Annotated in this window: 9 protein-coding genes; 4 read left to right on the top strand and 5 right to left on the bottom strand. The window is 74.5% G+C overall.

Annotated features, from left to right (window positions below; all coding sequences use genetic code 11):
- Positions 1–69: 69 nt before the first annotated feature.
- Positions 70–693 carry a TetR/AcrR family transcriptional regulator gene (locus tag OG276_RS00735; RefSeq protein WP_266901605.1) on the top strand — a complete coding sequence of 208 codons (624 nt, stop codon included), beginning with the start codon at positions 70–72 and terminating at the stop codon, positions 691–693.
- A 98-nt stretch (positions 694–791) separates the two neighbouring features.
- On the opposite strand, the gene OG276_RS00730 is transcribed toward OG276_RS00735, so the two are convergent.
- Positions 792–2,621 carry an IPT/TIG domain-containing protein gene (locus OG276_RS00730; RefSeq protein ID WP_266901603.1) on the bottom strand — a complete coding sequence of 610 codons (1,830 nt, stop codon included), beginning with the start codon at positions 2,619–2,621 and terminating at the stop codon, positions 792–794.
- A 361-nt stretch (positions 2,622–2,982) separates the two neighbouring features.
- The gene (locus OG276_RS00725; protein WP_266901601.1) at positions 2,983–3,711 is read right to left on the bottom strand and encodes an SOS response-associated peptidase; all 729 of its coding nucleotides are present in this window, start codon (positions 3,709–3,711) and stop codon (positions 2,983–2,985) included.
- A gap of 134 nt (positions 3,712–3,845) precedes the next feature.
- Here OG276_RS00725 and OG276_RS00720 point away from each other — a divergent pair, with 134 nt between their 5' ends.
- Entirely contained in the window at positions 3,846–4,268 is a 423-nt protein-coding gene (locus OG276_RS00720) for a hypothetical protein (RefSeq protein WP_266901599.1), read from the top strand.
- A 4-nt stretch (positions 4,269–4,272) separates the two neighbouring features.
- On the opposite strand, the gene OG276_RS00715 is transcribed toward OG276_RS00720, so the two are convergent.
- Both OG276_RS00715 and OG276_RS00710 read right to left on the bottom strand, forming a co-directional pair.
- Entirely contained in the window at positions 4,273–7,359 is a 3,087-nt protein-coding gene (locus tag OG276_RS00715; protein WP_266901597.1) for an SGNH hydrolase domain-containing protein, read from the bottom strand.
- Between the two features lie 14 nt (positions 7,360–7,373).
- Positions 7,374–9,110: a cellulose synthase catalytic subunit gene (locus OG276_RS00710; RefSeq protein WP_266901595.1), complete on the bottom strand. Its 1,737-nt coding sequence runs from the start codon at positions 9,108–9,110 to the stop codon at positions 7,374–7,376.
- Positions 9,111–9,410: 300 nt separating this feature from the next.
- On the opposite strand from OG276_RS00710, the gene OG276_RS00705 reads away from it, so the two are divergent.
- Entirely contained in the window at positions 9,411–9,962 is a 552-nt protein-coding gene (locus OG276_RS00705) for a hypothetical protein (RefSeq protein ID WP_266901593.1), read from the top strand.
- Positions 9,963–10,112: 150 nt separating this feature from the next.
- On the opposite strand, the gene OG276_RS00700 is transcribed toward OG276_RS00705, so the two are convergent.
- A complete protein-coding gene (locus OG276_RS00700) occupies positions 10,113–11,429 on the bottom strand; it encodes an ROK family transcriptional regulator (RefSeq protein WP_266901591.1) in 1,317 nt (438 codons plus the stop codon).
- A 179-nt stretch (positions 11,430–11,608) separates the two neighbouring features.
- On the opposite strand from OG276_RS00700, the gene OG276_RS00695 reads away from it, so the two are divergent.
- Positions 11,609–13,627, top strand: a complete 2,019-nt coding sequence (locus tag OG276_RS00695) for a hypothetical protein (protein ID WP_266901589.1) — start codon at positions 11,609–11,611, stop codon at positions 13,625–13,627.
- Positions 13,628–13,648: the final 21 nt, after the last annotated feature.

Raw genomic sequence — 13,648 nt, 5'->3', positions numbered from 1 at the left:
TGGACCGTCAATAGATCGAGCGATATCGTTAAATCGAGATTTAGATGATCAACCTCTGGAGGAGATGGCGTGGCAGCCAGGAAGGGGACCGGCAAGGAGAGCCGCCGGGCCGAGCTGGGCAAGGCGGTGGAGCGCGCCGTACTGGTACGCGGACTGGAGGGCCTGCGGCTGCGCGACGTCGCCGATCAGGCCGGGGTCACCCCCGCCGCGGTGCTCTACTACGGCGATCTGGACGCCCTCGTCCACGCCACGTACCAGCAGGCCATCGAGCGCTACAGCCAGGAGCGCGAGGAGGCCGCCGACCGCTTCGAGGACGCCCGCGACAAACTGCGGGCCTGCATCGATCACGGAGTCGCCGGCGGCCCCGACGACGCGCTGACCCGGCTGCTCTTCGAATACTGGCCGCGCTGCCTGCGCGACGCCCGGGCGGCGGCCCTCGACAGCGCGCTGACGGAACGCCAGATCGCCGTCTACTCCGGCATCTTGGTGCTCGGGCAGGCCCAGGGGCACTTCCTGCTCCAGGATCCTCCCCGCCTGCTCGCCGCGAACTTCGTCGCCATGGAGGACGGTTACCAGATGGAGGTCCTCGCCGGGCGGCGCACGCGCACCGAGGTCATCGCCGCCCTGCGCTCCTACGCCCGCGCCGTCACGGGCCACGAGCTGACCGGGCAGGAACCGGCCGACCCCTCCTGAGTACGGCCCGGACGCGCCGCCGGCCCGCCTCGTGACGAGGCGGGCCGGCGGCCGTCATGCGTGCGGGGCGTCGCGTGGGCGGCGACGCCGGCGCCGGGTCAGGGGCAGGTGGCCAGGAGGACGGAGACGACCGTGCAGCTGGCGGTCGCGCTGTCGTTGAGCGGGCCGGGGTCGGTCGGCGCGGACGCCGTGCGGGTGGCGGAGACCGAGACGCGGCCCAGCGAGAGCAGGCCCAGCGGTACCCGGAACGTCTTGGTGGCGGTGGCGCCGTAGGCGATGGTCCCGTAGACGCACGTCACGGTGGACCCGGCGGCCGTGCAACCCGGGGACAGGGTGTTCGCGGACGCACCCGACGGCAGGGTGGCGGTGAGTGTCGCCGAAGTGACCGTACCGGGACCGGTGTTGCGGGCGGTCAGGGTGTAGGAGAGGTAGGGGACCAGCAGGCTGAAGCCCGGCTGTGCGGTCAGGTCGACGTCGATGTCGGCGGGCGGGAGCTGATAGGTGTACCGGCCCGCGCCGGTCACGGCACTGGTGCCGCCGGCCGTGGTGACCTGGACGTCCACGGTGCCCGCGGCGTGGGCGGGCGCGGTGGCGGCGCAGGACGTGGGGGTGCAGGAGAGGTTGGTGGCCGGGTTGCCCGAGCCGAAGACGATCGCGGTGGCGCCGTCCAGACCGGTGCCGCTGACGGTGACGACCGTACCGCCGGCCGTCGTGCCGACGGCGGGGCTGAGCGAGGTCACCACGGGGACGGGTACGTAGGTGTACCGGCCGGCGGGGGAGGGGCTGCTGGTGCCGCCGGCGGTGGTGGCCTGTACGTCCACGGCGCCGGTTCCGGCCGGAGCGGTGGCGGTGCAGGAGGTCGCCGTGCACGTGACGTCGGTGGCGGGGTTGCCCGCACCGAAGGTGAGGACGGCGCCCGTCAGATTGGTGCCGGTGACCGTCACGGCCGTACCGCCGGCCGTGGGTCCGGCGGCCGGGCCGACGGCCGTGACCGTCGGCGGGAGGGTGAAGGCGAACACGATCCGGCCGTCTCCGGCGTTGGCGCCCTCGGTCAGGGTGACGGACGAGCCGGAAACCGTCCCGGAGACCAGGCTGGATCCGCCGCCACCGCCTCCTCCGCCACCACCGGTGGCGCCGTATCTGCCGCCGCCCCCGCCCCGGCCGCCGCCGCCGTACCCGGCTCCGCCGCGGCCGCCCGCGCCGGTCGGGCTGAACACGCCCTGGGCGGCGGAGCCGCCGGAGCCGTTCGGGTACGCGCCCGGGGAGCCGTTCGGGCCCTCGTTGTCGGTGCCGGGACCTCCGGTCCCCGCGGCCCCGCCGGCCGCGGCGGTGCCCGGGCCGCCGCCCGTACCGCCCTGCGCGTCGGGGACCAGGCCGTTGCCGTCGGCGCCCGGTCTGCCGCTGTCACCGCCGGCCGCTCCCGGGTAGGCCGGGGAGCCGATGCCCGCTCCGCCCGCGCCGCCGCCCGAACCGGCCGTCAGCAGCGGCGCGCCCGTGGCCGTGGTCACCGCGACCAGGGCGCCGCCCGATCCCGGCACGCCGAACTGGGCACTGGACGCCCCGTTGGCACCGCGCCGGCCGACGGTCACGTTGAAGGTCTGTCCGGGCGTGGCCGGGACGGTCGCGACGAGGTGCGCGCCCTTGCCGCCGGCGGTGCCGTCGGCGGCGCTGCCGCCCCCGGCGCCGTCCAGGGTCACCACACCGCTGGAGACTCCGTCGGGCACGGTGACGCTTCCGGAACCCCCCGCCGAGCAGGTGATCGTGGTCGTGGCACCCACCAGGACCGGGGCGGCGCACACCCCCTCCGCCGACGCCGGGGGCGCCAGAACCGTCAGACCGCCCGCGGCCAGCGCCGAGGACGCGGCCACCGCCAGCAGCCGGCGCCGCCACGGGGCGCGCGGTCCGTGTAACACAGCAGTCGAAGACATCGAAGTCTCCCCCTCTCGCCTCCGCCCGGCAGCGGCCGGAGTCGCATACTCCCGGGAAGCCGCGGCCGGACGCTCCCGTACGACGAACCGCCCGAGTGCAGCTTGCTCCGGCGGCGCCGCCCGATCGCCGGTATTCCGGGGCCCGTTGGAGGACGGCGGCCCGGTGATACCGGCGGAAGCATCGCAGCGGCCGGGGCGCGGCGGGCGGCAAATGCCGGATCGTCCCGCCAAACCGTTGGAAACCCCGAAATCGGCCACCACACTCGTACGGATATCCGAGAGGATGCGAGGTTGTCGTGTCGCGGTGCCTCAGCCGGTGTCGTCAGCCGCTGCCGTCGGCCGGTGCCTCGGCCCGGTGCCTTCAGCCGGCCGGGTCGAGGAGCTGGGGGCCGTTGTTGCGGACGCTGTTGACGGCGGTCGAGACCGCGGTCACCGCGAGCCGGCCGCCGGCGGGGGTGTGGAGCAGGGCCCGCAGATCCGTCGTGTCCTCGTGGGAGGGGTCGAGCCAGGCCTCGTAGTCGCCGGGGTCGAGGGCGAGCGGCATCCGGGGATGGATGCGGCCGGCCGCGTCGGTGGCCTCGGTGGTGATGATCGTGGCCGTGGTCAGCCAGGCGTCCGGGTCGTCCCGGTCGGTGACGGCCGGGTCGCGCCAGAACTCGTACAGCCCGGCCATGGCCATGACCGAGCCGGTCTCGGGCCGGATGAAGTAGGGCTGCTTGTAGGCCTTGGCCGTACCGGTGGCGGGTACGGCGACCCACTCGAAGAACCCGTCCGCGGGCAGCAGGCACCGGCGTTTGGCCAGGGCCCGCCGGTAGGCCGGCTTCTCGTGGACGGTTTCCACCCGCGCGTTGATCATCCGGGATCCCACGGCGGGGTCCTTGGCCCAGGACGGCACCAGACCCCACCGCACGGGACGCAACTGCCGCCCGAGCTCCCCGGTCTCCCGGTCGGCGCGCTCCAGTACCGCCCACACCTCGTCGGTGGGCGCGACGTTCCACGAGGGCCCCAGCTCCCGGCCGGGATCGAGCCGGGCATCGAAGAGGCCGGCAAGGTCTTCGGGTGCCCGGGTGGAGGCATATCGACCACACATGCCTCCACTGTCCCACTCTTCCCGGGCGGGGAGGGGCAGAGCTCGCCGGACGGGGGCTGCCGGCCGGCAGACCCCGTCCGGCGGCCCGGGGCGGCGTCCGGCCGATGTCAGCGCCGGGTGGGAGCATCGGCCCCATGCCCCTGCCTCAGCCCCATGACCTGACGTCGCTGGTGCTGCGCACCCACTTCGGCGACGAGGGAGCCTGGGACGCCCTGCGGGCCGCGGTCGAGGGCGCCGACGAGTGGAGCCACGCCACGCATGTGAGCGACCTCCGCTTCGCGCAGGCGGACGTCCGGGCGCTGGTGGACGAAGCGGCCGCCGCGGAAGAACAGGTAGGGATCACCCACCTGTTCCTGGCGGACGCCACCGCGATGGACGACCCGGTCCACCCGCTCCTGGCCGTGGACCTCTGGATCGAACCGGGACGGACGTTCAGGGTTCCGGTCCGCTGGTTTCCCGCGGTCTCGGCCAACCTCAGCCTCTCGAACATGGACTTTGCGGAGTACGCCGACCTGGCCGATGGCTCAGGGACCTTCCGCGGCTTCGGCGGGGACTGACGCCTCACCGCCGCGTGGAAACGGTCACCCGGTCGACCCGCATCGGGTGGCCCGGTTCGGTGTCCGGGCCCGGGGTCGCGCCGTCGGCCAGGGGGAGGCCGCCGCCGATGGCCACGTTGAGGATCAGGAACAGGCCGTGGTCCACCGCCCGCTTCCACGTGTCCGGGTCCATCCGGGAGGCCGCCACCCGGTGGTGCACCCGGCCGTCCAGGTACCAGCGCACCTCCTCGGCCCCGGGGGAGAGGTCGACCTCGACGGCGTACGTGTGGAAGCCCGTACGGCAGTCCCCGCACGGCTGGGGGCCCGAGCTCAGGCCCGCCGGTTCCCGGCACGGGCCGCCTTCGAGGGTGCCGCAGTGCATGGTGGCGAAGACGCTGTCCCGGCCGTTGACCGATTCCATGATGTCGAGCTCCCCGACGCCCGGCCAGCCCGTGTACCCGTCGCGCAGCGGCGCCCCGAGGGTCCAGAACGCCGGCCAGTAACCCGCCGCCTTGGCGCCGGTCACCCCGGGCAGGGCGATCGCCGCCTCGATCCGCAGGGTTCCGCCGGGCGGGGCCGCGAAGTCGGCGCGCCGGGTTTCGATGCGGCCCGAGCTCCACGCGCCGTCGTCCGTACGGGTGGGGACGATCTCCAGTGCGCCCTTGCCGTCGAGGCGGACGTTGTCGGTCGAGTCGGTCATCGTCTCGATCTCACCCGTGCCCCACTGGGCCGCGGGGCAGCCCGGGTAGCAAGTTCCGATGTCGTGCAGCCAGTTGGCGGCGGACGGCGGGCTTCCCGCGGGGCCGTCGAACTCGTCGCGGAACACCTCGGTCCACCCCGCCGAGCGGGCCTCCCCGGCCGCGGAAGCCGCTGCGCCCACGGCGGGCAGCGCCCCGGAATCCGTGAGCAGCCGTTCCAGCCGGGGGGTCAGTACGACGACCGCCACGTTGGTCAGGTGGGCGTCGTCCCGGTAGAGCAGGATGCGGTCCAGTACGGCCGGGCACGTCGGCCCGTCACCCGGGCACAGGACCGGATTCACGCTCACGGCGCGTACGCCGGGCAGGGCGCCGGAGGCGATCAGCCGGGCCAGCGGATCGGGCTGCCGGGCCTGCGTACGGCTGAACGCGCAGGCGGCGGGCTCCTCGGGGCTGCCGGACACGCACGCGGGGACGTCCGTACCCGGTACGGGGGTGTCCTCGATGTAGACGATCGGCGCACCGATCGCCCGCAGGGGTTCGAGGGTCTTCTCCCAGCCCTCGGCGAGGAGTCCGGAATCGGAGGTGTAGCGGTTGAGCGAGGAGATCACGATGAGCCGGGGCTTCGGCTGCTCCCGCAGCCGCTCCAGGGTGTCGGCGCGCCAGGTGTCGCACTCCCGGTAGGCGCGGCCGAGTTGGGGACTGTCCACCGCAAGCTGCGGCAGTGGGCAGCCCTGCTTGACCAACTCCTGCAGTGCCCAGCCCCGTTGCGCGGCCATGGCCAGCATCGCCGAGAACCACTGGCCGGCGTGCGAATCGCCGAGCAGCACGATCCGGTCCGGGCTGTCCACCGCGCCGAACAGGCAGTCCGGGCTGCGCGTCACGGCCGGGGCCACCTCGCACTCCCCGTCCGGCGGGAAGTCCCCCCGCGCCTGCGCCGGGCCGGGTACGACCGGACCGGCCTCCAGCGGCGCGGAGCCCGTACGGGCGAGCAGGTGCGGGCCGGAAGCGGCGCCCGGCGGCAGCCCGCCCATCTGGACGGGCGTTGCCGGACCCAGCAGGTTCAGCGTCGTGGTGCCCACCACGAGCGCGAGGAGCACCGGCATGACCACGGCCGTGATGCCCACCGACAGCCCGCGGCGCGGGAGTTCGGAGACGGTACGGCTGCGGCGCAGCGGCTGCTCGACCCAGCGCATGGTCGCGTAGGCGGGGAGGACGGCGCCCAGGGTGAGCGCGGCCTTCACCGGCCAGTCCTGCGTGCCGAAGCGGGCCTCGGCGAAGACGAGCACCGGCCAGTGCCACAGGTACAGGTTGTAGGAGAGCCGCCCCACCGCCCGGGGACCGCGCCCGGCGAGGAGCCGGCCGATCCCGTAGATCCCCGGTGTGCTGCGCTCGCCCCGGCCGGGTATCGCGGCGAGGATCACGGCTGCCGCACCCAGGGTCGGCACCAGGGCCGCGTGGCCGGGGTAGGGCGTGGCCGCGTCGTACGCGAAGACGCTCCAGACGATCGCCGCACCCCCGGCCCAGCCGCACAGCAGCCGCAGCGGGCGCGGGCCGCGCATGAGGTGCCAGGGCAGCAGGGCCACCAGAGCCCCGGCCCCGAACTGCCAGACCCGCGAGGGCGTGGCGAGGTAGGCGAGGGAGGGGGAGTGGTCCGTCCAGCGCAGCGACAGCGCGAACGACGCGAGTACCAGCGGTACGGCCGCCAGGGCGACGGCGGAGCGCACGGCGCGTCCACGGCGCACGGCCCGTACCGTGCCGAGCACGATCAGGGCGAGCAGCGGCGCCCAGAGGAGATAGAACTGCTCCTCGACAGCGAGGGACCAGAAGTGCAGCAGCGGGCTCTGCTCCTGCCCGGCGGCGAGGTAGTCGGTCCGCTGCGCGACGAAGCGCCAGTTGGCGGCGGAGAGCGCCGCCACGACCACGTCGTACTCCAGGTCGGCGCGCCGCAGCGGAACGGTCAGCCAGGCCCCGGCCAGGGCCACCGCGCCGAGGACGACGGCGGCGGAGGGCAGGAGCCGACGGGCCCGCCGGGAGAAGAAGTCCAGAAGCCGGATCCGGCCGGTGGTGATCGCCTCACGGACGAGCAGGCCGGTGATGAGGTAGCCGGACACGACGAAGAAGACGTCCACGCCGACGAATCCGCCCGCGAGACCCGGAACCCCGGCGTGGAAGGCGAGGACCGCGAGGACGGCGACGGCGCGCAGCCCCTCGATGTCGGGCCGGAACGCCGAGCGGTGCGGGCTGGGCCCGGACTCGCCGCCGGAGCGGGCCGGGGCGCCCGGGGGGCCGGTCGGCGGGGCGGCGTCGCGCGGTGGCTCGGCGCGCGGTGGGTCGTGCCGTGCGTCGGGCGTCGGCGTGGCCGGCGCGGGAGACGGCGCGGGGGAGGGTGAGGGAGGTGGTGCGGGGGAGTGCATGGAGGTGGAGCCTTTCAACTCAGCCAGGGAAGCATGGGGTTGACCCACCCGGATGCCAGCAGGCCGGTGAGCAGGAGCACCGCCGAGGCGGCGAGGGTCTCGGGCCAGCGGCGTGGCAGGACGCCGCTGCGGGAGCGGTCGGCGAAGGCCCGTACGAGGCTGCGCGGGCGGCCGCCGGCCGGAGCCGGGCCGGACTCCGCGGCGGTCCGCACCCGCCCGGAGCGCGTCCCCGGACGCAGCTCGGCGATCAGGTCGCGGACCAGCGGGCCGTTGATCTGGCACTGCACCACGAAGTAGAGGAGCAGACCCCAGTTGGGCTCCCAGCCGTTGCGGGCCACGGCCAGCGCCAGGCCCGTCCCGGCCGCGCCGTTGGACAGGACCAGCCAGATCAGCGAGACGCCCACCACCCGGCGGGCCATCCCGCCGGAACGTGCGGGGCCCCGGGTGCCGGTGGGCACCCAGTCGGCGCTGCGGCCGCGCAGCGTGTGCAGGAAGGCGGTGGCGGCGGCGACGCTCGTCAGGACGTTCGCCCGGATCACTTCCACCCGCCAGCGGGTCCGGCTGATCCGCGGCAGCAGCACGTGCCAGAGCCACAGCGGGGCGAGCAGCGGCAGCACGTGCCAGGGCCGGATGTCGTCCGGGTACCAGAACATCATCACCAGGGGCGGCAGCGGCGCCGCGAAGGTGTTCACGGCGGCGGCCAGGTAGCCGACGATGCCCTCGTAGAAGCACAGCCGCATCCGCCAGGGCGCGCCCATGCCCCGCAGGACGGGCGAGGTGAGCAGGTGGAGGTTGCCCATCGCCCACCGGTACTGCTGGTTGACGAAGGAGGTGACCTCGTCGGGGGAGGTGCCCTTGGCGACCAGCACCGGCACGTACACGGTGCGGAACCCCTGGGCGTGCAGGGCGAGGCCGGTGTACAGGTCCTCGCTGTGGTCGAGGCGGGCGAAGCCGCCGGCCAGGTCGATGGCGGCGCGCCGGTAGACGGCGTTGCTGCCGCAGCAGATGGCGGCGTCGCTGGCGTCGCGGGAGGGCTGGATCCAGCGGAAGAACCACTCCTGGGCGGAGCCCGCGGCCCGCTGGACCCAGCCCATGGTGCCGTCGGTGTCGAAGCACTGCGGGCTCTGCACGATCCCGACGCCCGGGTCGGCCAGATAGGGCACGAGATGGCGCAGGAAGTCCGGCCGGGGTGCGAAGTCGGCGTCGAGGATGGCGATGAACTCGGCACTGCTCAGGGTCAGTGCGTGATTGAGGTTCCCGGCCTTCTTCAGGTGTCCCCGGTCGGGCCGTACGACGTACTCGTACCCGTACGAGGCCGCCAGTGCGGCGACTTCGGGCCGGTCGGCGTCGTCCAGGACCCAAGTGGTGAGTGAGCCGGGCCAGTCGACGGCCGAGACCGCGCGGTAGGCGTTGTCCAGGATGGCGAGCGGCTCCCCGCAGGTCGGCAAGTAGAGGTCCACTCCCGGCAGTCGGGCGGGCTGCCAGGCGCGTACGAGCACCTCGTGGGAGGGCCGGGTCAGCCTGCGCTGGCGCAGGCTGTTCACCGAGGAGAGCACGAGGGCCACCAGGTTGAGCCCCAGGACGGCGAGGAAGGCCCACAGGGCCGGGGTGCGCAGCGCGAAGGTGAACATGGTCGCGGCGGTGAAGACGAAGGCGAGGCTGGTGCTGATCAGGACCCAGCGCCGTTGCGGGCCGAAGTACCAGTAGAGCTCTTCGTCGGAAGGAGGTTGCGGAAGGTGAGACAAGGTCATAAATCCCTCAACAGCTGTTTTTGCGCCTGTTTCAGGTGGCCACCATAGCGTCAAAGGTATAGACCAATTGTTTCAGCGCGGCCAACAAGGCCAATCGGCCACGGGATTGGCGCATCTCATATGGTCCAGACCTGTGCTCTGATTATTTGACCGCCCACACCGCCCCCGCCGGGAAGATGCAGGTCACGGGGGAGTGAACAGGCGTCGAAGACTTGCGTGGCCGGGCCGGGCCGGCCGGGCCTTGCGGCGGCGTTCTGCTTCGGCCGTACCGGGGCCACCCCAACTGGCTACGCTCTGATCATGGTTGACGATTCGGCTAAGGGGAGTACCGGCGATCTGCCCGAGTGGCGGTCACCGCCGCGGATGATCGGCGGACACGTCGCGGGACCGGTGGTGATCGGCCGGACGGACGGGGTCGTGGTGGTGGCCCGGCAGGTCCTGGCCCACCCGGTCGGCCTGGAGATCGACGTGGAAGCCCACGCGCGCGGGGCGTCCTCGAACCCCGTTGGGCGGGAGCCCGATCCCCTGGGCCCCGACGGGCCCGCGCAACCGGAATTCCGTCTCCGGCTCGCCGACGGCCGGGACGTGGTGCAGGACGAGACGACCGGCCCGCGGGACGGGCGCGGACCGACGATGGTCGTCAGCGGGTACGAGGGCAGCTGGGGCGGCCCGGACGGTGGCGGGGACGTGCGCCTGACCTTGTGGATCCGGCCGCTGCCGCCGCCGGGCCCGCTCACGCTGTCGTGCGCGTGGCCGGAACGCGGGCTGCGGGACGCCGTCCTGGTCCTGGACGGGGACGCGGTGCGCGCCGCGTCCCTCCGGGCCCGGCCGTTCTGGGCCGAGGGGGAGTGAGGCACCGGCGGTGACGTGTGGCGTGAGCGGGCCCGGCGGCGACGTCGGGGCGTGAGCGCTGCCGGTGACGCGGGTACGCCCGGCGGCCGGGGTCTCGGGCCCCGGCCTCCCCCTCCGAGGTCAGGCCGGCCCCGGCTTCCCCCTCCGAGGTCAGGCCCCCGTGGCCGTCGCCACGGTCTGCGCCGGGTCCTCGTACACCGGGTCGAGGGCCAGCAGCGCACCGCCGCGGGCCGGGGCGGTGAAGCCGAGGGTGGACAGCAGGAGACGGCAGCCGCCCGTGTCCGGGGCCATCACGCGTTCGGCCATCAGCCGCTCCACCCGCGGGGCGAGCCGGTCGCCGAAGTAGGTGAAGTACCCGCCGAGCACGACCGCGCGCGGGTTCAGGACGTCCGCCAGCAGTGCCAGCCCGAGGCCGAGCCCGTCCGCGACCCGGTCCAGGGCCTCCAGGGTGCGGGCGTCCCCGGCGGCCGCCCGTGCCTGGAGGTCCGTGAGCCGCGCCTCCAGGTCGAGGGAGGGGTCGTGTACGGGATCCTCGGGGGCGGCGGCGTGCCGCAGCAGGGCCGTGAGGCCGACCATGGTCTCCCAGCAGCCCCGGCGCCCGCAGGCGCAGAGCGCGCCGCCCGGGTCGAGCGGCATGTGGCCGATCTCCCCGGCGAAGCCGGCGGCGCCGCGGTGGAGGCGGCCACCGCTGATGATGCCGCCGCCCACGCCCGTCTCGCCGGTGACGTAGATCAGGTCGTGGATGCCGGCCGCGGAGGCCTCCAAGTACTCCGCCACCGCGCCGAGTTTGGCGTCGTTCTCCAGGCGCAGCGGGGGAGCCCCGCGCCCCAGGCGGGCGCGGATCCCGCTGACCGCCTCCACGTCGTGCCAGTCGATGTTCGCGGCGTAGACGACGGTGCCCGCGGCGATGTCGACGACCCCGGGGGCGGCGACGGTGACCCCGGCCGTGGCGATCGCGGCGGCGTCGAGGACGCCGAGGGCCTCACGGACCAGCTCGGCGGCGCAGTCCAGGACGGCCTCGGGTCCGGCGCCGCGGACGTCCATGGCGACCCGCCGTTCGAAGACGGTGTCCCCGCCCAGGGTGAGGGCAACGGCGGCCAGGTAGTCGACGTTGATCTCCAGGCCGATCCCGCACAGGGCGCGCCCGTCGATCCGGACGCTCTGGCCCGGGCGGCCCACCGAGCCGTCCCGTTCCGCGTCCCCCTCGCACACCAGGCCGAGCTCGATGAGCTCGGTGACCAGCCCGGTGACCGTGGGCCTCGGCAGCCCCGCGTCATCGGCGATCCGCGCGCGTGAGCGCGGTCCGGCGTCGCGCAGGAGGCGCAGTACGAGACCGAGGTTGGCGCGGCGGATGGAGGCCCTCCCGGCCGGCCTGGCCGGGCCGTTGATCACGACGGGTCCGATGCCGGCGTCACCCCGCCCGCCCCCGTCGTCGCTGCGCTGCGTGCTTCGTGGATCAGTCCTCACCGGTGCTCCTCACTGCCGTCCCCGAGAGTCTGCCACCCGTGCCCCCGGGTCCCGCTGCCCCCTTCCGGAGCGGATGCGGCACGCGGGGTTGACGGGACTCTCATTAATTCAGATCCTAACCAAACTAATTGCTGCGGCGGTGAGTTCGGCCGCGAGCTGACGGCGAGGAGGCCCACGGCGTGAATGCCCGGTACCACCTGCGGTTCCAGATCCATCCGTACGAAGGCACGGACGCCGTCGCGGCCACGGCGGCCGAACTGGCCAAGACCTGCACCGACGCGGGTGTGGCGGAAGTGGTGCTGCTCCTCGGGGCCGAGGAGCACTTCACCGGGCATCTCACCGGACCCCACGAGGACCTCTGGTACGAGGCCGCGGCCACCGCGCAAGAGGTCCTCCTCGGCGCCGGCCTGGACGTGAGCCTCAACCCCTGGGTGACCACGGGCCACGCCGACCGGGGCCGCACCGACACCCACGGCTTCGCCCCGATGGTGTCCCCGGCCGGGGAAGTCTCCACGTCCCAGGCCTCCTTCGCCTGCCCGCGCTGGCGCGCCTGGCTGACCGGACACTACGGACGCTTCGCCGAGCTGGGCTTCCGCGTCCTGTGGCTGGAGGACGACTTCCGCTTCCACAACCACGCCCCGCTCGGCTGGGGCGGCGGTTTCGAACCCCTCATGCTCGACCGGCTGGCCGCCCTCGCCGGACGCCCGGTCCCCCGACCGGAGCTCGTCTCCGCACTCACCGCCCCCGGCCCCCCGCACCCGCTCCGGGCCCTGTGGCAACGGGTCTGGCGGACCGCGCAGCAGGAGGTGGCCGCGCAGGTGGCCGTCGAAGTGCACCGGCGCTCGGGCGGCCGCTCCCGGACCGGGCTGATGAGCTCGGGCCTGGACGCCGCCTCCGTGGAGGGCCGGGACTGGGGCGCGCTCTTCGGGGCCCTGGCCCCCGGGGGCCGCGCCGCGCACCGCCCGCACTTCGCCCCGTACGCCGACGCCCCCGGACGCGAACTCGCCCGGCAGCTGTGGATGCCGGAACTCCAGCGCTCCCTGCGGCCCGAGTTCGTGGACAGCGAGCCGGAGATCGAGAACTGGCCGCACACCGCCTGGTCCAAATCCGATGTCCAGACCTGGTCCGAGATGGTCGCCGCCCAGCTCTCCGGGGCCGACGCCCTCCTGCTCAACCTGTACCCCCTGCACGGAGCGAGCCCCGGCCGCCACCCCCGGATCGCCGAACTGCTGCGCCGCGCCCGGCCCGCCCTGGACCACGTCCGCCGGCAGCATCCGCGCGGACAGCGCACCCTGGGCGTCGGCCTGCCCTTCGCCCAGGACGCCGCCGCCCACGTACGGGCGCACGGCGCGGGCTTGGGCGAGCTGGCCGTGGACCCGGGCCCGGCGGCCGATTTCCTGCTGCGCTACGGAGTGCCCGTCACGGCCGAACCGGCTCCGGTCCAGGCCCTGTTCGGCCCCGCGGCCTGGGCCTTCGACGATCAGGCGGTACGGGCCCTGCTGGCCGGAGGGCTGCTGCTCGACGGGACCGCCGCGACGATCCTGCACCGGCGCGGCTTCGGCCCCCTCATCGGGCTGGCCGCGGCCGATCCGGTGGACCGGGAGGCCCCGGCCGCCACCGTCGGGGGACCGGGCCCGTACGCCACCGAGCAGCTGTGCGCCGCAGCGGGCGGGGACCTCGCGGGCCTCCTCCTCAGCGTCAACACCCAACCCGCCCTGGCCCGGCTCCGGGAGGCACCCGGGGCCCTGCGGTGGAGCGAGGTCCGCACCCCGGACGGCCGCGCCTGGGGGGCGGGCCGCACCGTCTTCACCAACGCCCTCGGCGGACGCGTCGCCGTACTCGCCGCGACCGACCCCCGCGCGCTGCCGGCCGACGACCACGCGCAGCGGCTGCTGCACCGCACGGTCCGCTTCCTGGAGGGGGAGGATCCCCGCCTCCCCCTGGTCAGCGGCGGCCCGTACCTGATCCCGCACCTCTCGTACGCGGACGGAGTCACCACCCTGACCGTGGCCAACGGCTGCCAGGACCCCGCCCGGCCGACGGTGCACCTGCCCGCCCTCCCGGACGCGGTCGCGGTCGCGGCCACCGTCCTGGCGCCCCTCGCCGAGCCCCGCCCGGCGGACACCGAACGGCAGGACCGCACCCTGCGCCTGGACCCCGAACTGCCCCACCGGGGCTGGGCCGTCCTGCGCTGGTGACCCACCGGCCCGACACCCCGC

Source organism: Streptomyces sp. NBC_00086 (assembly GCF_026343255.1).
In the GTDB taxonomy this organism is placed as follows: Bacteria; Actinomycetota; Actinomycetes; order Streptomycetales; family Streptomycetaceae; genus Streptomyces.
Note: the sequence above shows the minus strand (reverse complement) of the source record. Positions and strands in the feature narration are given on the sequence as shown.

What these genes read in the sequence shown, in the direction of transcription:
- OG276_RS00715 (WP_266901597.1), bottom strand. Translation starts at nt 7,359, where the DNA reads ATGCACTCCCCCGCACCACCTCCCTCACCCTCCCCCGCGCCGTCTCCC.
- OG276_RS00730 (WP_266901603.1), bottom strand. Translation starts at nt 2,621, where the DNA reads ATGTCTTCGACTGCTGTGTTACACGGACCGCGCGCCCCGTGGCGGCGC.
- OG276_RS00725 (WP_266901601.1), bottom strand. Translation starts at nt 3,711, where the DNA reads ATGTGTGGTCGATATGCCTCCACCCGGGCACCCGAAGACCTTGCCGGC.
- OG276_RS00720 (WP_266901599.1), top strand. Translation starts at nt 3,846, where the DNA reads ATGCCCCTGCCTCAGCCCCATGACCTGACGTCGCTGGTGCTGCGCACC.
- OG276_RS00710 (WP_266901595.1), bottom strand. Translation starts at nt 9,110, where the DNA reads ATGACCTTGTCTCACCTTCCGCAACCTCCTTCCGACGAAGAGCTCTAC.
- OG276_RS00705 (WP_266901593.1), top strand. Translation starts at nt 9,411, where the DNA reads ATGGTTGACGATTCGGCTAAGGGGAGTACCGGCGATCTGCCCGAGTGG.